Origin of the sequence: Neobacillus soli NBRC 102451 (assembly GCF_001591665.1) — a bacterium.
GTDB classification, from domain to species: Bacteria; Bacillota; Bacilli; order Bacillales; family Cytobacillaceae; genus Neobacillus; species Neobacillus soli.
The window spans coordinates 14,880-33,898 of sequence record NZ_BCVI01000004.1; the positions used below are offsets into that span (position 1 = coordinate 14,880).

The window sequence follows — 19,019 nt, forward strand, 5'->3', positions numbered from 1 at the left end:
ATGAATATTAAAGTAAAGTCAGACATTGAAATTGCACAAGAATCAAAGATGAAGCCAATTGTCGAAATAGCTAAAATGATTGGGTTAGAGGAAGATGATCTCGAACTTTTTGGAAAATACAAGGCGAAACTTTCGAATGAAGCACTAGCCAAAATTAAAACAAAGGAAACAGGGAAAATTATCCTTGTCACTTCGATTAATCCAACACCGGCGGGAGAAGGTAAATCGACTGTTACCGTTGGGCTGGGGGATGCCTTCAATCTTATTGGTAAAAAGGCAATAATTGCGATAAGAGAGCCTTCTTTAGGACCAACAATGGGTATAAAAGGCGGGGCGACTGGCGGCGGCTACTCCCAGGTCCTGCCAATGGAAGACATAAACCTGCATTTTACTGGAGACCTTCATGCGATTACGACTGCTAACAATGCCCTTGCCGCTTTAATCGATAATCATCTTCAACAAGGTAATGAACTGAACATTGATCAAAGGAGAATTGTTTGGAAGCGGGCCGTTGATTTAAATGATCGTGCTTTAAGAAAAATTATTATCGGACTTGGTGGCCCCCTTCAAGGTGTTCCAAGAGAGGATGGCTTTGATATTACTGTCGCATCGGAAGTTATGGCAGTTTTATGCTTGGCGACAGACATCAAGGATTTAAAACTGCGATTGTCACGGATGGTCGTTGCCTATAATTACAATAAAGAACCAGTAACGGTCGGTGATCTAGGTGTTGAAGGCGCATTAACGTTATTATTAAAAGATGCTGTCAAACCAAACCTAGTGCAAACGATTGAACATACACCGGCACTCATTCACGGCGGGCCGTTTGCTAATATTGCACATGGCTGCAATAGTGTTATTGCCACGCTGGCTGCATCAAAGTTAGCTGATTATGTCATCACCGAGTCCGGTTTTGGAGCTGATTTGGGGGCGGAAAAGTTTTTACATATTAAATCAAGAAGTGCTGGTATAAGACCGGAAGCGGTGGTCGTAGTTGCGACGATTCGTGCTTTAAAAATGCATGGTGGTGTAGCAAAACAAGAGTTAGCCAGTGAGGATATTCCAGCGTTGACGCTAGGATTTGCTAATCTAAAAAAACACATTGAGACCATTAAAAGCTTTGGCCTGCCAGTAGTGGTTGCAATTAATAAATTCATTACAGATACAGAACTTGAAGTAAAAACATTACTTGAATGGTGTCAAAGAGAGAATGTTCCGGTTGCGCTAACAGAGGTATGGGAAAAAGGCGGTGCAGGCGGCATCGAGCTTGCAGAAAAGCTTTTATCAATCATCGGAAACGAAGAAAACAATTTTCATCCACTATATGAGCTTTCAGATTCGATTGAACAAAAAGTTAGAACAATTGTCCAAAAGGTTTACGGGGGAAAAGATGTAGAATTTTCTTCAAAAGCCAAAAAACAGTTAATTGATTTTGAAAAATTCGGCTGGTCTAATTTGGCAGTCTGTATGGCAAAATCGCAATACTCTTTGTCTGATGATCCGACGAAGCTAGGCAGACCAACAGATTTCACTGTGACGGTCAGGGAGTTTAAACCATCCATCGGGGCCGGGTTTATTGTGGCATTAACAGGAGATGTCATGACCATGCCAGGTCTGCCAAAGAAACCGTCAGCACTAAATATGGACTTAGATGAAAACGGAAATGCGGTCGGGCTTTTCTAATAGCCTAGCGCCAGCGGCAAAGCGGCTAGTGGACGCCGCGCAAAGGATGCTTCCGCTTTTCTTAAAGGAGTCGAAAAAATGTTTGACCCAACAGCTTTCGATAATATGAAAGTGATCATTGAAGGTGCCCTTTATGATCGGGACATAAGTGGTGAGATCGTCATAACCGATCGAAACGATTGTATAAACATGGCTAAAATGTCCCGTCAGTTTGACGTATCCTTCCGCCTGCCCAACAGTTCGATCACGGCGAAAATTGAGTTGGAATCAAGGCTTGCTAACTTGGCGGCGGAGCTAATACCAGGGGCCTTGTCAATGAAACTTGCTGGATGTCATGTAAGACTGCATTTTTATCTTGAGCATGGCGAGGGCAAAGATTATCAAATGATAAAAGATATCCTTTTGGATGTATGGGGAGTCACTAGAAAAATTACCATTTCTGTTCAATATAATCCCCTTGAAAAGGAAAAAAGAATAGTAAATGTTCTTACCGTAGATTTTGATCGGTTGATAAGCGAAGATCACATGGATGATTTGGTTGAAATGACCGAATTTATGGTGACTACCTTAAAGAATTTGACCAAAAAGTCATAAAAAAATTAAACCAGCTTATTATAAGCTGGTTTAATTTTTTTCGATTTGAATATTTACAGTATTCAAATTAGAGGGTACGATTATACTTACTAGATATTATGACCACATCCTAATAAAAAGGGGAGATGACGTTGGTTAAGACGGCATGGGTAACGGACAGTACAGCTTATTTAGATGAAGATTTAAGAAATCATCCGGATTTATATAAAATACCATTAACAATTTTACTTGATGATGAAGAATTTTTAGATGGTGAGGATCTAACGGCTGAACAACTGTTTGAAAGACTTAAAGGGTTAAAAAATCCTCCTAAAACTTCGCAGCCTTCTGTAGGGGCTTTTCAAACATTATACGAACAACTTTCAAATGATTATGACCAGATTGTTGCGGTTCTTTTATCAAGTAAATTAAGTGGAACAGTTTCTTCAAGCGAGCAGGCGGCAAAGCTTGTTTCGATACCCGTGACAACCATTGATTCGAAAATACTTACCTATCCGTTAACAGCCTTACTGAAAAAAGGGATGGATCTTTTGGACGAAGGGAACAGTCTTGAATTCGTAATCGAGCAGCTGGAATCATTAAGGGAAACGAATGAAACGTATGTTCTAATTGGCAGCCTTGAGCAGCTCCATCGCAGCGGGAGGATGTCAGGGGTGCAATTCTTTCTTGGGAGCATGCTTAACGTTAAGCCAATTATTCGAATTGAGGATGGGGCACTGAATGTAAAAGAAAAAGCAAGAAGCGAGAAAAAGGCAAAAGAGAAGATTTTGGATTACTTAAGGACATCTTATGAAAAACATCATTTTAAAGAAGTATATATTTTATACGGGTTGCATGAGGAACAAGCGGCCGCTTGGGAAGATGAGTTAAGAAATCAATTCCCCGAGCTTGAGATTATTTGCTGCCCATTAGGGGCGGTAATCGGCGTTCACGCAGGCGAAAATACCCTCGGAATTAGCTGGCATAACGGTTTAAAATAACAAATAAAAATAACCTCAACTGCCCGGGGTTATTTTTTGTTTGTTTTTCATGATAAAATAGCAAGGATGAGGTAGGTGCTCTAGGAAAATGAAGAATCAGATCATTGAACAAACGAAAGTTTATGTCCGTAATGAATTAGGAGAAGACGCCACAGGTCATGATTGGTTCCATGTCGACCGTGTCCGGCGTAACGCCTTACATATTTGCCAAGAAGAAAAGATCGGAGAACCGTTTATCATTGAAATGGCAGCACTCCTCCATGATATACCTGATGAAAAATTAAATGAAAGTGCTGAAAAGGGAAAGGAGAAATTAGCTTCTTTTTTTCAGAGAATCACACTTCCTGATGAAGCCAAGAACCATATCATCCAAATTATCGAATCGATTTCCTATAAAGGCGGAAGAAAAACAGAGCTTAAAACGGTTGAGGCAAAAATCGTTCAAGATGCGGACCGCTTAGATGCGATTGGGGCGATTGGGATCGCCAGAGCATTTGCCTACGGAGGCAAAAAAGGACAGCTCATTTACGACCCAAACATTGCAATCAGGGCAGAAATGAGCCTTGACGAATATCGAAAAGGAAAATCAACAAGCATTCATCATTTCTATGAAAAACTATTAAAACTAAAGGATTTAATGAATACAGAAGCGGCCAGAAAAATGGCGGAGAGCCGGCAGCAAATGATGGTCGTCTTTTTAGAACAATTTTATCAAGAATGGGATGAACAAGAATTATGAAAATGCTCACGGTGGAAAATGTTTCAAAAACATATGGGGAGAAACAGCTCTTTAACAATATTTCTATCACAATAAGCGAAAAAGAGCGGGTCGGTTTAATCGGGATCAATGGAACGGGGAAATCCTCGTTATTAAAAGTCATTGCTGGATTGGACACTCCTGATGAGGGAAAAATTATCACTGGCAAGGACTATACCATTTCGTTTTTAGACCAGCAGCCAGAGATAGATGCAGACAAAACGGTTCTTGAACAAGTCTTTCACGGAGAAGCACCCATTTTAAAACTAATGCGTGAATACGAAAATACTTTATTGAAACTGAATGTATCTCCAAATGATGCGTTGGTCCAAGAGGAGCTTTTTCAATTACAAAAGCAAATGGATGCCTTGAATGCCTGGGATGCAAGCACGAATGCTAAGTCGATTTTAATGAAATTAGGAATAGAGGATTTTACGAAAAAAGTCGGGGAGATGTCGGGCGGGCAAAAAAAGCGTGTCGCCTTAGCACAAGTACTTATTGCCGAACCTGATTTACTCATCTTAGATGAACCGACAAACCATCTTGACTTTGATTCGGTTAAGTGGCTGGAGGACTACCTAAGCAGATATAATGGCTCTATTTTGCTGGTCACTCATGATCGCTACTTTTTAGACCGTGTTGCCAACAGAATGTTTGAATTAGACGGCGGCAACCTCTATAGCTACAAGGGAAATTATGCGGCCTTTCTAGAAGCAAAGGCGATTCGCGAGGAAAATGACGCGGCAACCTTTGAAAAAAATAAAAACCTTTTCAGAAGAGAACTCGAATGGATGAGACGCGGTGCCAAAGCAAGGTCCACGAAGCAAAAGGCTCGTATCGGGCGCTTCGAGGAACTTGATGAAAAGGTTTCTGGCGGGAAACAAACTGGCGAGAAGTTGGATATCTCGTTAAATGGCAGCAGGCTTGGCAAACAGGTTTTTGAGCTGAAGGATGCTTCTAAGCGCTTCCAAGAAAAAACAATCCTCACTCAGTTTAATTTGCTTGTGAAGCCGGGTGACCGGATTGGGATTATTGGAAAGAATGGGACCGGGAAATCAACTTTATTAAATATCCTTGCCAAACGAATCCCGCTTGATGAGGGTGAATTCATCATGGGTCAAACCGTAAAAATTGCTTATTATACACAAGAAAACGAAGATTTAGATGAAAGTAAGCGAATGATTGAATACATCAAGGAAACAGCCGCGATTGTCGAAACATCGGATGGAAAAACGATTTCGGCCGCACAAATGCTGGAACGCTTTCTCTTCCCGCCATTTACGCATGGGACACCCATCCGCAAGCTGTCCGGCGGGGAAAAACGCCGTCTATACTTATTGAAACTTTTAATGACCGCACCAAACGTTCTCTTACTGGATGAGCCGACCAATGATCTTGATACACAAACCTTGACCGTTCTTGAAGATTATCTGGAAGAATTCCCTGGAGTCGTCATAACAGTTTCCCATGACCGCTATTTCCTTGATAAAGTAGCGGAACAGCTTTTAGTTTTACAAGGAGAAGGGGAAATAGCAGCCTTCTTCGGTAATTACAGCGAATATCTTGAAAAAGAAACGATTCCTGATGTAAGAAAAACAGGAACGGTTGCGACCCCGCCGCCATCGAAGGGGCAAGAAAAAGAAAAGAAAAAAAAGATGTCCTATATGGAGAAAAAAGAGTGGGCTTCCATTGATGAAGTTATCGCTAAGACGGAAGCACGTCTTGAAGAGGTTGCTGAAGAGATGGAAAAGGCAGGAAGTGATTTTACAAAAGCACAGGATTTAATGAAAGAGGCAGCCGAATTAAACGAAAAGCTCGAGCAAACAATTGAACGATGGACTGTTTTAGCAGAACTGGCCGAAAATGAATAGACCCTTTAATAAAGCATATCCGGTGAATGAATGATACCTAATATGCTAAACTTGTAAAAAGAAACCAATGGAATAAGGTGATGTGTTGAAAATTAAGGCGATTGAACCAACGCCAAGTCCTAATACAATGAAAATCCTTTTAAACCAAGAACTGCAAATGGGAAAAAGCCATAATTATAAAAGAGAAACAGTTAATGAGGCACCACCCATCATTCAGGCCATTTTACAAATTGAGGGTATTAAGGGTGTGTACCATGTAGCGGATTTTCTCGCAGTGGAAAGAAACGCCAAATTTGATTGGAAGGAATTACTGCCCAAGGTCCGCCAAGCTTTTGGTGAAAAAGCTGATGATACTATTCCAGCCGAAAAGTTGGATGAACATTATGGTGAAATAAAGGTGGAAATCCAACTATTTAAGGGAATCCCGCTCCAAGTGAAGCTTACCGATAGCAGTGCGGAGCACAGATTTGGGATGCCTGAATACTTTTTAAAAGCAAGGGAGCGTGCCCAGCTTCCTGAAGATAACTATATTCTCTTGCGAAAATGGCAGAATCAAGGTGTCCGCTATGGTGATTTTGATCAGATTGGCCAGGAGGTTGTCGAGGAATTAATTGCAGCCTATCCTACCGGGCGCTTGGAAGAACTGGTGGCTAAGGCCCAAGCGAGTGAAACGACAACTTCGGAACAACGACCTATCCGACATCGCAAGCATGTGACGATGGAAGACTTACAAAATCCAGAATGGCAAGTCCGCTACCAGCTCCTCGAGCAAATGGAGGACCCTGAGCTAAAGGATTTACCTGTTCTTGAAAAAGCATTAGCGGATGAGAAGCCTTCCATTCGCAGACTTGCAACGGTGTACCTAGGCATGATTAAGGACAAAGAGGTACTGCCGTTTTTATATAAGGCACTAAAGGATAAAACCGTGACCGTCCGCAGAACAGCAGGCGATTGCTTGTCAGATTTAGGCTTTCCAGAAGCGGCTGACAAAATGGCCAATGCCTTGAAAGATCCTAGCAAATTAGTTCGTTGGCGGGCAGCCATGTTTTTATATGAAGTAGGGGACGAAAAGTCCTTGCCGGCTTTAAAATCGGCAGAGAATGACCCTGAATTTGAAGTCAGCATGCAAATAAAAATGGCGATTGAAAGAATTGAAGGCGGCGAGGAAGCCAAAGGATCTGTCTGGAAGCAAATGACTGACGCAAGAAAAGCAGAGCAGTAGCTTGGCCAAATTGCCTCATTTATGCAATTATAGTATCCTAAAGAGGAAGAAATGGAGTGATAAGATTTGTCAAATGCCTATGATGAATATATGAAGCAAGTGGTCTTGCCTATGCGTGAAGAATTGACAAGAGCAGGTTTTGAGGAGTTAACTACGGATGAAGCTGTAGAGCAGTTCATGGAAAAAGTGAATGGAACAACCTTGGTTGTTGTAAATTCGGTTTGCGGATGTGCTGCCGGATTGGCACGTCCAGCAGCAACACAAGCTGTCCTAAATAGCGAGAAAAAACCGGACCATCTTGTAACGGTTTTTGCCGGTCAAGATAAAGAAGCCACTGCAAAAATGCGCGAATTTTTTGCCGGCTATGAGCCATCATCACCATCGATGGCCCTATTAAAGGATAAAGAAGTCGTCCATTTCATACCACGTCACGATATTGAGGGTGTTCCGATGGAAGTAGTTATGAAAAATGTATTGACTGCATTAAAAGATAATTGCTAAATTGGATATCAGATAACCGAAAGCATACTGCTTTCGGTTTTTTATATTTTTCGGTTCAAAGCTATGAATTTAGTAGTTTGTCCAAAAATTTTAAAATATTCATATTGTTTTTTTCCAATTCTGTTAAAATAGAAGTATAATATTTTGTATGAACTTCTAATTTCAGATAAAGATAGTTAAATAATTCTTGAAAAGAATAAGGTGATCAAAAAATGAACAATTGGCTTCGTAAATCATTATTTGTGATGGTTTCGATTTTAACCTTTGGTCTTGTTACGCCAACAAACTTAATGAACTCCGTATATGCTGAGAATCCGAAGGAACAAGAAGGCATCAATGCGGCATCTACCGCTGGCAGCTTCGGTCAACCGACCGGGTTTATTGAGGAATCAGAATTTGATAGGGAAAAATTTATGGATGCATTGATAAAACAGGCGGAATTGCAGTCCTATCAAAAATTTGGTGCAAAAATAAAACCTGTAATCGAAGATGAATTCAGGGAAATTATTATGCCGAATATCGAAAAGGCACTTGATAAAACGTCTGAACAATTTCCAGAGGAAGATTTAAAAAATCTCACAATTACGGAAGTGCCGAGTGCAGGATATTCAGAAAAAATTTTTAATATCAAAAACCAGCTGATGGGTAAAGATATTCTCCGTTTTCATGTAAGACGGGACAATCCTCCCCAATCCGGTTACTGGTTCAATTTCCATTATCATACCTACCATGATGATTTCCAAAGCCACCATGACCTAGGATCTATTTATTGGGCAAAAAATACACCGCCAAAATGGATGAGTTAGCGCTTGGATTTGCGAAAGGGCTGGAAAAAATTTTATTATAATAAATGAAACCTTTTTATGAGAAACTCGTAAATAGACTATTACCCAAATTGGAGGAATGAAAAAATGGCAGTAAGCTTGTCAAAAGGTCAAAAGGTTGACTTAACAAAAACAAATCCTGGCTTAACGAATGTGGTCGTCGGGCTTGGCTGGGACACCAATAAATATGATGGCGGGAATGATTTTGATTTAGATTCATCTGTTTTCCTATTAGGTGAAAATGGCAAGGTGACAAACGAATCAGATTTTGTCTTCTACAATAATCCGCAAGGGGCAAATGGGGCAGTAGTACATACGGGTGATAACCGCACTGGTGCTGGTGACGGTGATGATGAAGGAGTAAAAGTTAATCTAACAGCTGTTCCGGCAAATGTTCAGCGAATTGCTTTTACAATCACAATTCATGATGCGGAAACCAGGAATCAAAACTTTGGGCAAGTCTCAAATGCGTATGCGCGAATTTACAATGAAGCAAACGGCGAAGAATTGATCCGCTACGATTTAGGCGAAGATTTTTCGATTGAAACAGCGGTTGTTGTCGGTGAATTGTACCGTCACAACGGTGAGTGGAAATTCAGTGCCATCGGCAGCGGCTATCAAGGCGGATTAGCCGCACTGGCAACTGATTTTGGCTTATCAATAGGTTAAACATTAGAAATATTATAGGATCCAGCAGTTTGCTGGGTCTTTTTAAAAAATTATGTATACAATCTAGGAGGAATTGCTTCAATGTCAGTTTTAAATCACATCTTGGACACATATGCGCAATTTTTTGATTTGAATATGTGGGGAAAGATATTATCCGATCCAGTCAGCTGGGGACTAATTGGTACTCTAATTATTTTAGAAGGGTTGCTTTCTGCTGATAACGCGCTTGTTTTAGCAGTTATGGTTAAACACTTACCACCTAAAAAGCGGAAAAGGGCCCTGTTCTATGGTTTGTTGGGTGCATACGTATTCAGATTTATCGCCATTGGAATCGGAGTATACTTAATCGAGTTTTGGGTCATTAAAGCCCTTGGTGCCGCGTATCTAGCATGGTTGGCGATTAAGTATTTCATCGATAAGCGTAAAGGAGATGCTAATGACGCCGAGGAGGAAGTAGAAGGTTTGAACCAAGGTGGATTGCTTATCCGCTTATTTGGTACCTTCTGGGGAACAGTAGCTGCTGTTGAATTAATGGATATAGCTTTCTCAGTTGATAGCGTTCTTGCTGCATTTGGAGTCAGCAACCAGGTATGGATTTTATTTGTTGGTGGTATCCTTGGCGTTTTAATGATGCGAGGTGTTGCAGGGGTCTTTCTTACATTAATTGACAGGGTTCCTGAGCTTGAAACCACAGCTTATATCTTAATACTTATTATTTCTATTAAGATGTTACTCAGCCTCCCGTTAATCGATATTCATATTGAATCCTTATATTTCTTTATCATTTTACTAGTAACCTTTGCTGCTACCTTTATTGTTCATTTCATGAATAAGAAGAAAGAAGGAAGCAAAGAAGCTAATCAATAAATATTGCTTAATAAAGGGGAACTGACGAGAGTCCGTCTCCTTTATTTTTTACCCTTTTAAAGAGGAGAAATTGGTTATGGAACTTTTTACATATTTTTATGAGGATGAAATCGAACGATTTTTCTTTCAAAAGCCGCAGACTTTTACAAAATATACAAATCGTGAACTTTTGTCCTATGGTTTAGGTGCGACACTCTACATGCCTGCTACACGCCCGAATATTCATCAGGAAATTCTCTCAAAAAAGCATGAAGGTTTGACCTCCCTCGTTATTGACCTTGAAGATGCCGTGGGCGATAACGAAGTTAAAAAGGCCGAGGCACTACTCATTGTGGAACTGTTAAAATTGTATGCTGAATTGAATAAAGGTTATTTAAGTTTTCTTGATTTACCGCTCATGTTTATCCGGATTCGTAACCTTGAGCAATTTAAACGGGTTACTGAACAATTAGGTGATGCGACTAAGCTTCTGACAGGTGCAGTCCTGCCGAAGTTTGGATCCGAAAATGGCGAAGGATTATTAACAGAGGTTCTTCGTATTCATTCGGAGCAGCATCCTTTTTATGCAATGCCGATTCTGGAGACAGATAAGGTGATTCAAAAAGAAACGAGAATAGAAGAATTAATGAACATCAAGCATCTTCTCGATCAATACAGGGGTAATATTCTGAATGTTCGGATTGGGGCGACTGATTTTTGCGGATTGTATGGAATTCGCCGGAGTGCGGATACAACCGTTTATGATATTGCTGTATTAAGAGATTGCATTTCAGATATTATCAATGTCTTTCAAAGGTTTGATAGTGGATATGTGGTCTCCGGACCCGTATGGGAGTATTTTTCGGCTAAACAGAGGATGTTAAAGCCGCAGCTGAGGCAAACTCCGTTTCGAGAACGGTACGGGGATGAGGGGCTGAAATGGAGAGCCAAATTAATTAACGACCATATGGACGGATTAATTCAAGAAATACTCATGGATATCGCAAACGGTATAACAGGAAAAACAATTATCCATCCATCACATATTAAAGTAGTTCAGGCCCTTAATGTTGTTACCTATGAGGAATATATTGATGCCAGCAATATCGTAAAAGCGGCAACAGGTGAAATTGGTGTCATGAAAAGTGATTTCGCTAATAAAATGAACGAAATAAAACCACATTATTATTGGGCAAAAAAAATTATTTTAAAATCAAAGCTGTACGGGGTGCTCCATGAAGAATTCACAAACATTGACCTTATCAAAAAAGAAGTATACGTATAATACACTTGACTCGATTGAAACAGAAATTGAGCTTTCTGAAAATCCATTTCAATTGCCCATCGAAGAGTTATTTACCATGGCAGCACGAATTAATAAGAAACGTTCGTTCTTGTTTGTAAGTAAGGTGCTTGGTAAACATTTACCGATAAATCCGAATAAAGGACTGCTTACGGCTGCCCTGTTGGCTGTAAGATTTATAGAATCTGTAAAAGGCTCAGAATGTGCGGAAAAGGAACGGCTATTATCTTTATTTACAACGGGAGATTCCTATAAAAGCTGCCCTTTTATTACCGAGGATATTAATCCAGTGGTGATTGGCTTTGCAGAAACTGCCACCGCCCTCGGACATGCTTTCTTTGATTGCTTTCAATCGGCAGAGTTTTTTCATACGACAAGGGAAGAAATTGTTGATAAAAATCCAGAAATAACCTTTGAAGAAGAGCATTCCCATGCGACATCACATCGCTGTTATATTCCATTAGATATGATTAAGAATGAACGGGAAATCATTCTTGTTGATGATGAAATGACAACGGGAAAAACAGCCTTAAATATAATCCAATCCATTCATGCAAAATTTCCAAGACATGTTTATACGGTGGTTTCCATTTTAGATTGGCGCTCAGAAGATAATAAAAAAAGCTTCCTACGGCTTGAGCATGCCCTTGGGATAAAAATTAATGTCGTAAGTCTAATGGCGGGAAAAGTCCAAGTGAAGCAGCTAAAAGAGATGGAAGAACACTCCGAAGAAAATGTGTGGGGCGAACAAGTTGATATGTCTCTAGAGTGGCTGCAGCTGTCCTCCTTTTTTACAGCGACTAGCTTTTTAGCGAATAGCAGCGATACTAAGGCGCCGTTTATTGATGGGACGGGACGTTTTGGTTTACGAAGTACTAAAAACAGCGAACTTCATCAGCAAGTTTCAGACGCTGCTGCATTCTTAAAACAAAAGAGAACTGGGGAAAAAACACTTTGCCTTGGGACGGGGGAATTCATGTATCTCCCAATGAAATTGGCATCACAAATGGGAAATGACGTTTTTTATCAATCAACGACGAGAAGCCCAATATATATCAAAAACATAGAAGGGTACGGTGCTAGATACGGGATTGCTTTTCATAATCCTGAAAATCAGGAAATTTCTCACTATGTTTATAATATCCCGCCGGGACATTACGATGAAATTTTTATATTTTTTGAAAGAAAGGTAGAATTTGAGGAGCTTCGACCATTACTAAAGGAACTAGAAAAATTACAGATAAAGTCGATCAAGCTCGTATTTTTTTCTGAAAATCGAGGTGAACAAAATGCAGAAAACAAGCAATAAACCTGCAAATATCGGTAGTTATAAAAAAGAGGATGTGCTGTTTCTATTAAAGGATTTAAGTGATGTTAAGCTTGAGGATTCCACTGTAAATCGGGAAATGAAGGTTCAATCAGGGGCTCATTACAGCGAATCATTGCCAATCGAGTATCAACCTCCCAAAGCTTATGTTGATTTATTTTGGAAAACCCTGCAGGAATATAAGCAAAAGGTAGCTTTGTGTATTGGGGTCGTCGCTGAACAAATCTATCATTTAAAGGGTGATAAGACCGTTCTTGTTTCCCTGGCACGTGCGGGAACTCCAGTAGGTATCTTAATAAAAAGGTATGTTGAAACACACTATCATGTTTCTTTACCCCATTATAGTATTTCCATCATCCGCGACAAAGGGATTGATGAAAATGCACTTCACTATATTCATAGCGAACATCCTAATGGAAACATTCAATTTGTTGATGGCTGGACGGGAAAAGGCGCTATTTCGATTGAATTGACAAAAGCATGTCAGGATTATGAAAAAAGGTGCGGGATAAAGCTAGATGACACGCTTGCCGTCATTGCTGACCCAGGCTATTGCACAACTTTATTTGGAACACGGGAGGATTTCTTAATCCCAAGTGCATGTTTAAATTCGACGGTATCTGGACTGGTAAGCCGGACTGTTTTAAATGAACTTTATATCGGCAAGGATGATTTTCATGGGGCAAAGTTTTACAAGGATTTGATTCCAACAGATGTTTCAAACGAATATATTGAGTTAATTACCAAAGAATTTGCAAACATAGCAGTGGAAGCAGGGGAAATCGCCTCACAAAAGGACCACACAAATATAGGAACAGGCTTTTTAGGGATGGAGGATGTCAAGAAAATCCAAGCGGAATTTGCAATTGAAAGCACCCATTTTATTAAGCCAGGCGTCGGTGAAACGACGAGAGTTCTACTGCGCAGGGTTCCGTGGAAAATCCTTATGCGCGACCCATCAAGCCCGTTTGTCAAACACATCCTTATGCTTGCCGAAGAAAAGGGTGTAGAAGTTGTGGCATATCCGGATTTAAATTATTTATGCTGCGGACTAATAAAGTCGGTTAAGGAGAATCAAAAATAATCTTTGCCTCAGACCTTGACCGCACATTAATCTATTCGAAACGGGCAATTGAAGAACTTGGGGTACTAGAAGAATCGCTACTTAAACCTATTGAAAAAAAAGATGGAACCTGGGTGGCATATATGACAGAGACATCTTTTTTTGCCTTAAAAGAGCTTGCCCAGGATAGCCTTTTTGTCCCTGTTACTACACGGACAACAGAACAATTTAACCGGTTCGTCATTTTTGAAAAAGACATTCCGCTGACCTATGCGATAACGTCCAATGGTGCTAATATATTATATAAGGGTAAGCCGATGGAAGATTGGTCAGCATCTATTTTTAAGCGGATGAATGAGGAGTCGGTTACACAAGCTGAGTTATTGTCTATTTTACAGAGGGAAGGGCATCAATTTGATGGGCAAATGAAGCAGGCGGAAAAACTATTTTTCTATTTTATCTTAAACAGTCTGCCTTCTCTATCTGAAAAGAGAGCTTTAAACGAACTGGCCGCTAACTATGGCTGGAGGATCTCCTTACAAGGGCGGAAGCTTTACTTTATCCCACATGCGATAAGTAAGGGGACTGCACTTGAATTTATTTGCAAGCAAGAAGGAATGGAATTGATTGCAGGTGCGGGGGACTCCATTTTAGACTGGGATTTTTTGCAGAACTGCCGGTATCGATTCGTTCCAAACCATGGTGAACTTGCCAGGTTGTCAGGCATTGGTAACCATATTCTCACAAAAAGTTATGGTGTGGGCGCAGGAGAAGAAATTCTCCAACAGTTTCTTAAACTGCAGCATCTTAAAGTTTAACCTTTTTTCTTAAAAACAAAATAGTAAACACAGAAAAATAAAGCATAGCAGCTAAAAAAGAATAGGATTGACAAGGCTAGAGAACCTATTACATGGGAAAGCATTAGTGTAAAGATGAGGCTGAACACAAATAAATCTAGATAAATAAATAAATCGGAAACCATCACTTCCATAACGGTTATTAATTCATCATTCATGTCTTCTATCCTTGGCCGCTTATATAAAAATCTCATTCGAGTCACCTACTTTAAGTATCAATACTCAAATAGTATGTAAGGGCAAGGAAAAGGGTGAAAAGGAAACAAAATCTGAAACCTTTTTCAAATACTTTCGTATAAAGAAATGACCCTTTTTGGTAACTGTGATATGATGGTAAAGAAGTCTTACATAATTTTCTAAAGATCAAAAAGAAGCTTTCGCTATCAGAGGGAAGGGATAAAGAATGTTTCCATCATATAACCAATTAAACGTCAGACGTGTATCCCTTTCATATGAAAATTGGCTCGGTATGCTAAAAAGGCCGATATCGGAACGTCCAGAATTTTCATTAGGAAATGGGATTATTCAAATCGGACAAGTTTTAGGGAAATTCCTAGGAATACCAATTGACACGGATGACTATTACAACCAACTATTTGATTACGTCAATACGAATGAGTGGAACTTACATTTACTAAGTGAGGAGTCACTCGATAAATCCATTAACAATGCTCACTTTCAATCCATTCAAAAAGTGTTAAATATTAATCGCGATCAAAAGCTGTCCATTAACCGCTTTACTGCCTTTCTTGATGGGGAACAACTGCTGTTAAAATCACAGGTACCGGTCATCCATCGGAAGCTGAGAGAAGCGATGATTGCAACGCTTGAATTGTACACGAAGTTAGAAAATGACGGGTTAAAAAATCACGAGCTAAGGCGGGTACTGGTTGATCTTGTGAAGTGGTCCATCAATCATTTACAACCAGTACTCGAGAAGGCTGATCCACAAAAGGAAATGCCCAAATTCTTGTGGTATGGAGAATTTAAGAAAAGCCATCAATATTTTTTATATTATTTAATGAAACTTGGCTGCGATATCGTTATCTTTCATCCTGATGATCAAGATATTTTAGCCGGGATGATAGATGATCCGGTTTTTACTCATCAGTTCCAAAACAAATTGCCACCAGAACCATTTCCAAAGGAAAAACGAAGCCGAAAAACCACTGTGGCTTACCGGGCCTCAAAAGAGATTGAGACCATTCTAAATCAAGAGGGCTCAGGCCTATACAAACCATGGCAATTGAGGGATTACACACCTTCCTCGATTACCCTAAAAACGACCTATGATGAGCTATTTATTCTTTGTAAAGAAATAGCGATGGTCCGTCCTGGTTTTGAGGTTGGGAACGGACAGGTTAAAATTCCCTCCCTTTTTGCAAAGGTACAGGGTGTAAGTAAAAATCGCAAGGAGTACTGGGAACGTCTTCAGGCACTAAGTCAATTAGATCATTGTTTACTAATTCGCAGGCTGCCAATCACGATGCCCAGCTCGAACGACTTTCGCTTTCATTATCAAAATGCACTTGGCAGGGATGGCTTAATTAATCCTGAAAAAATGATGCAATCACATTACTGGCCATACGCCTTTTTAGCATCGGGTTTGCAAAAGGGAATTGCGAGCGCCGTAAGAAGAATGTGCGAAAAGCCTGGCTTAAAACCTTTGCCAATGGAAAGTTTGGAAGATGTAAAAATGTATTTATTTACGCAGGCATTGTTTTTGCCAAAAAATATTATTCAATTGGTGGAAAGATTTGACTATTCCCAACAGGTCCCTAAATTAATGATTTACAATAATGAATCAACGGGAATGCTGTCAAGGTCTGATGCCGCTCTTCTATTACTTTTAAATCAATTTGGTATTGATATCGTCTTGTATAATCCGCCAGGTCACAATGATATTGAAAATTTTCTCGACGAACGGTTATTTGATAAGCATTGGCTTGAAGATGTTGTTTTTGACTTGGAATTTAAAGAGCCGTCTCTTTTCAAAAAAGGGCTTTTCCAAGGTTTCTTAAAAAACTTAAGGGGAGATTAATAAGTGAATCTAACGCCAAACCCGTCAAGCGGCATGACTTCTTTGTCTGCCGACAACAAACTGACTGAAACAAAGGTATCTGATATCAAGCTTGCACTTCGTAAAGAACCAGAAGTTCAAAATTTGGCCCGCACCATTGATGAGCGTGACCAGATTCAGGTATTAGAGTTTGGGAAAGAACCAGCCGTTCAAATTTCTCGATTTTCCGACCAAATTTTAAACAACATGCGGATGACAAAAGTAGAAGACTCAGGTGAACTTCTTAAAAATCTTGGCCGCATTATGGATAAATTTGATGCCAAGGATTTTCAAAAATCATCAAGCGGCTTTTTTGGAAAACTCTTCAATAAAGGCGAAAAGATGATTGAAAAGCTGTTTGGAAAGTACCAGACAATGGGCTCCGAAATTGATAAAGTCTATGTGGAAATTTCCAAATACCAGCATGAGATGGTCGATTCGACCAATATGCTCGAGCAAATGTATGAGCAAAACTATCAATACTATTTGACACTTGAAAAATATATTGTTGCTGGTGAATTAAAAGTGGAAGATCTAAAGAATAGTCAGCTTCCACAGCTTGAAGCACGCACTGCGTCCGGTGACCAACTTGCTTCGATGCAATTGGATTCATTGAAAAATGTCATCGAGCTATTGGAGCAAAGGGTATATGATTTAGAAATGGCAAAAATGGTTTCATTACAGACAGCACCACAAATTCGTCTCTTGCAAAGAGGGAATACAAAGCTAATTGGAAAAATTAATTCTGCCTTTGTCACAACTATCCCTATTTTTAAAAATGGCTTAATCCAGGCGATGGCAGCGAAAAGACAAAAACTTGTTGCTGATTCGATGAGTGAACTTGACCGCAGGACCAATGAAATGCTGCTTAAAAATGCCCAGAACATTTCACAGCAAAGCACCGATATTGCCAGGCTTGCGGGCGGTCCAAGCATTAAAATTGAAACCATCGAAGAATCTTGGAATATCATCATCAAAGGCATGCAGGAAACAAGAGCGATTGAAGAAGAGAATAAACGTATGCGTGTAGAAGGCACAAAACGTTTAGAACAGTTGCAAGACAACTTTAAACAATTGAAACAATCATAGGTACTATATTGTTGATGTGTTACTAAATTTCTTAACTGGAGTGAAGGATATGGCAATTAATTTACAAAAAGGTCAACGCGTCGATTTAACTAAAAGTAATCCTGGACTTTCCAAAATCATCGTAGGCTTGGGCTGGGACCCAGTTCAAAGCGGCGGTGGCGGTGGTTTATTCGGTTCCTTGTTTGGCGGCGGCAGTACAGCTAATATTGACTGTGATGCATCCGTAATCATGTTAGGTGAGAACGACAAGCTGCAAAACAATAAAAATGTTATTTACTTTGGAAATTTGAAAAGTAATGATGGAAGTGTTCAACACTCAGGGGATAACTTGACGGGTGATGGAGATGGTGATGACGAGCAAATCGTCGTTGATTTAAGCAGAGTACCGTCGACGATTCAAAAGCTTGTTTTCATCGTGAATATTTATGATTGTGTTAAAAGAAAACAGCACTTTGGGATGATCAAAAATGCTTTTATCAGGATTGTGAATCCTAGTAATAATCAAGAGCTAATCCACTATAATTTATCAGATAATTATAGCGGACTGACCTGCCTTGTTGCCGGCGAAATTTACCGCCACGGCAATGAATGGAAGTTTGCCGCTGTAGGTACTGGCACGACGGCTGGCACTCTAAGTGAAGTTGTTCGTACTTATAGTTAAATAAAAAAAGTCATAATGAGGTGATAGATTTGGGCATCAACTTAGCAAAAGGACAAAGAATCGATTTAACAAAAACGAATCCTGGGTTAACCAAGGTTATTATTGGCCTTGGCTGGGATACGAATCATTATCATGGTGGACACGACTTTGACCTGGACGCATCTGCGTTCTTAACTGATGCAAACGGCAAAGTGCTACAGGATTTAGACTTTATTTTTTATAATAACTTAATTCATCAATCCGGTGCTGTTGAACATACCGGTGATAACCGCACGGGTGAAGGTGATGGTGACGATGAACAAATTAAGATTGACTTTAGTAAGGTGCCTTCACAAATCCACCGGATTGCGATTTCAGTGACCATTCACGATGCTGAGGCAAGAAACCAGAATTTTGGTCAAGTTTCAAATTCTTTCGTACGTGTAATTGACGAAGATAGTAATAATGAAGTCTTACGTTTTGACCTTGGTGAGGACTTTTCAGTTGAAACAGCTGTTGTTATTTGTGAGCTTTACCGAAATAATGGTGATTGGAAATTCAATGCCATAGGCAGTGGCTTTTCAGGTGGTTTAGCCGCACTTTGTCGAAATTATGGTTTAGAAGTTTAATTTTTTAATAACAAAAAAAGCTGCCTAGCTCTGGTGGCTTTTTTTTTGAAAAATTACGCTCATATGCCGTTTATGTTAAAATAATTAAATATGAATCGCTGTTAA

General features: G+C 39.8%; 19 protein-coding genes. 18 read left to right on the forward strand and 1 reads right to left on the reverse strand.

All coding sequences use genetic code 11. The annotated features are described in order from the left end of the window. From BSO02S_RS01295 to BSO02S_RS01360, 14 genes are all read left to right on the forward strand, one after another. Positions 1–1,683, forward strand: coding sequence for a formate--tetrahydrofolate ligase (locus BSO02S_RS01295; RefSeq protein ID WP_066061326.1), 1,683 nt, complete (start codon positions 1–3; stop codon positions 1,681–1,683). A 78-nt stretch (positions 1,684–1,761) separates the two neighbouring features. Continuing rightward, a complete protein-coding gene (locus BSO02S_RS01300; RefSeq protein WP_066061220.1) occupies positions 1,762–2,277 on the forward strand; it encodes a hypothetical protein in 516 nt (171 codons plus the stop codon). A gap of 131 nt (positions 2,278–2,408) precedes the next feature. Continuing rightward, entirely contained in the window at positions 2,409–3,257 is an 849-nt protein-coding gene (locus BSO02S_RS01305; protein WP_066061225.1) for a DegV family protein, read from the forward strand. Positions 3,258–3,345: 88 nt separating this feature from the next. Further along, positions 3,346–3,996 (forward strand): HD domain-containing protein, encoded by a 651-nt coding sequence (locus BSO02S_RS01310; protein ID WP_066061228.1) that lies wholly within the window; start codon positions 3,346–3,348, stop codon positions 3,994–3,996. After that, complete coding sequence (locus BSO02S_RS01315; RefSeq protein WP_066061231.1) at positions 3,993–5,885, forward strand: ABC-F family ATP-binding cassette domain-containing protein; 1,893 nt, start codon at positions 3,993–3,995, stop codon at positions 5,883–5,885. Before BSO02S_RS01310 ends, BSO02S_RS01315 begins: the two co-directional genes overlap by 4 nt. Before the next feature lie 85 nt (positions 5,886–5,970). Beyond that, complete coding sequence (locus BSO02S_RS01320) at positions 5,971–7,107, forward strand: conserved virulence factor C family protein (RefSeq protein ID WP_066061233.1); 1,137 nt, start codon at positions 5,971–5,973, stop codon at positions 7,105–7,107. Positions 7,108–7,173: 66 nt separating this feature from the next. Then, complete coding sequence (locus BSO02S_RS01325) at positions 7,174–7,608, forward strand: BrxA/BrxB family bacilliredoxin (protein ID WP_066061236.1); 435 nt, start codon at positions 7,174–7,176, stop codon at positions 7,606–7,608. A 212-nt stretch (positions 7,609–7,820) separates the two neighbouring features. After that, entirely contained in the window at positions 7,821–8,414 is a 594-nt protein-coding gene (locus BSO02S_RS01330; RefSeq protein ID WP_066061239.1) for a YpjP family protein, read from the forward strand. Positions 8,415–8,519: 105 nt separating this feature from the next. Continuing rightward, positions 8,520–9,101: a TerD family protein gene (locus BSO02S_RS01335; protein ID WP_066061241.1), complete on the forward strand. Its 582-nt coding sequence runs from the start codon at positions 8,520–8,522 to the stop codon at positions 9,099–9,101. Between the two features lie 81 nt (positions 9,102–9,182). Then, positions 9,183–9,968, forward strand: a complete 786-nt coding sequence (locus BSO02S_RS01340; protein WP_066061244.1) for a TerC family protein — start codon at positions 9,183–9,185, stop codon at positions 9,966–9,968. Positions 9,969–10,044: 76 nt separating this feature from the next. Then, positions 10,045–11,232, forward strand: a complete 1,188-nt coding sequence (locus BSO02S_RS01345) for an HpcH/HpaI aldolase/citrate lyase family protein (RefSeq protein ID WP_066061247.1) — start codon at positions 10,045–10,047, stop codon at positions 11,230–11,232. Continuing rightward, positions 11,183–12,559 (forward strand): phosphoribosyltransferase family protein, encoded by a 1,377-nt coding sequence (locus BSO02S_RS01350; RefSeq protein ID WP_174524208.1) that lies wholly within the window; start codon positions 11,183–11,185, stop codon positions 12,557–12,559. The genes BSO02S_RS01345 and BSO02S_RS01350 overlap by 50 nt, the downstream gene beginning before the upstream one ends. Continuing rightward, complete coding sequence (locus BSO02S_RS01355) at positions 12,540–13,661, forward strand: cysteine protease StiP family protein (protein WP_066061249.1); 1,122 nt, start codon at positions 12,540–12,542, stop codon at positions 13,659–13,661. Before BSO02S_RS01350 ends, BSO02S_RS01355 begins: the two co-directional genes overlap by 20 nt. After that, positions 13,661–14,458, forward strand: a complete 798-nt coding sequence (locus BSO02S_RS01360; RefSeq protein ID WP_268875966.1) for an HAD family hydrolase — start codon at positions 13,661–13,663, stop codon at positions 14,456–14,458. Before BSO02S_RS01355 ends, BSO02S_RS01360 begins: the two co-directional genes overlap by 1 nt. Here BSO02S_RS01360 and BSO02S_RS01365 read toward each other — a convergent pair. Continuing rightward, a complete protein-coding gene (locus BSO02S_RS01365; protein WP_066061255.1) occupies positions 14,455–14,691 on the reverse strand; it encodes a hypothetical protein in 237 nt (78 codons plus the stop codon). The genes BSO02S_RS01360 and BSO02S_RS01365 overlap by 4 nt on opposite strands. 209 nt (positions 14,692–14,900) lie before the next feature. On the opposite strand from BSO02S_RS01365, the gene BSO02S_RS01370 reads away from it, so the two are divergent. The 4 genes from BSO02S_RS01370 to BSO02S_RS01385 are packed head-to-tail and all read left to right on the forward strand — an operon-like array spanning position 14,901 to position 18,914. Continuing rightward, positions 14,901–16,538, forward strand: coding sequence for a YceG family protein (locus BSO02S_RS01370; protein ID WP_066061259.1), 1,638 nt, complete (start codon positions 14,901–14,903; stop codon positions 16,536–16,538). 33 nt (positions 16,539–16,571) lie between these two features. Continuing rightward, entirely contained in the window at positions 16,572–17,645 is a 1,074-nt protein-coding gene (locus BSO02S_RS01375; protein ID WP_066061332.1) for a toxic anion resistance protein, read from the forward strand. 49 nt (positions 17,646–17,694) lie between these two features. After that, positions 17,695–18,306, forward strand: a complete 612-nt coding sequence (locus tag BSO02S_RS01380) for a TerD family protein (protein ID WP_066061262.1) — start codon at positions 17,695–17,697, stop codon at positions 18,304–18,306. 29 nt (positions 18,307–18,335) lie between these two features. Next, positions 18,336–18,914: a TerD family protein gene (locus BSO02S_RS01385; protein WP_066061265.1), complete on the forward strand. Its 579-nt coding sequence runs from the start codon at positions 18,336–18,338 to the stop codon at positions 18,912–18,914. Positions 18,915–19,019: the final 105 nt, after the last annotated feature.

What these genes read in the sequence shown, in the direction of transcription:
- BSO02S_RS01295 (WP_066061326.1), top strand. Translation starts at nt 1, where the DNA reads ATGAATATTAAAGTAAAGTCAGACATTGAAATTGCACAAGAATCAAAG.
- BSO02S_RS01300 (WP_066061220.1), top strand. Translation starts at nt 1,762, where the DNA reads ATGTTTGACCCAACAGCTTTCGATAATATGAAAGTGATCATTGAAGGT.
- BSO02S_RS01310 (WP_066061228.1), top strand. Translation starts at nt 3,346, where the DNA reads ATGAAGAATCAGATCATTGAACAAACGAAAGTTTATGTCCGTAATGAA.
- BSO02S_RS01315 (WP_066061231.1), top strand. Translation starts at nt 3,993, where the DNA reads ATGAAAATGCTCACGGTGGAAAATGTTTCAAAAACATATGGGGAGAAA.
- BSO02S_RS01330 (WP_066061239.1), top strand. Translation starts at nt 7,821, where the DNA reads ATGAACAATTGGCTTCGTAAATCATTATTTGTGATGGTTTCGATTTTA.
- BSO02S_RS01335 (WP_066061241.1), top strand. Translation starts at nt 8,520, where the DNA reads ATGGCAGTAAGCTTGTCAAAAGGTCAAAAGGTTGACTTAACAAAAACA.
- BSO02S_RS01340 (WP_066061244.1), top strand. Translation starts at nt 9,183, where the DNA reads ATGTCAGTTTTAAATCACATCTTGGACACATATGCGCAATTTTTTGAT.
- BSO02S_RS01345 (WP_066061247.1), top strand. Translation starts at nt 10,045, where the DNA reads ATGGAACTTTTTACATATTTTTATGAGGATGAAATCGAACGATTTTTC.
- BSO02S_RS01350 (WP_174524208.1), top strand. Translation starts at nt 11,183, where the DNA reads ATGAAGAATTCACAAACATTGACCTTATCAAAAAAGAAGTATACGTAT.
- BSO02S_RS01355 (WP_066061249.1), top strand. Translation starts at nt 12,540, where the DNA reads ATGCAGAAAACAAGCAATAAACCTGCAAATATCGGTAGTTATAAAAAA.
- BSO02S_RS01365 (WP_066061255.1), bottom strand. Translation starts at nt 14,691, where the DNA reads ATGAGATTTTTATATAAGCGGCCAAGGATAGAAGACATGAATGATGAA.
- BSO02S_RS01370 (WP_066061259.1), top strand. Translation starts at nt 14,901, where the DNA reads ATGTTTCCATCATATAACCAATTAAACGTCAGACGTGTATCCCTTTCA.
- BSO02S_RS01375 (WP_066061332.1), top strand. Translation starts at nt 16,572, where the DNA reads ATGACTTCTTTGTCTGCCGACAACAAACTGACTGAAACAAAGGTATCT.
- BSO02S_RS01380 (WP_066061262.1), top strand. Translation starts at nt 17,695, where the DNA reads ATGGCAATTAATTTACAAAAAGGTCAACGCGTCGATTTAACTAAAAGT.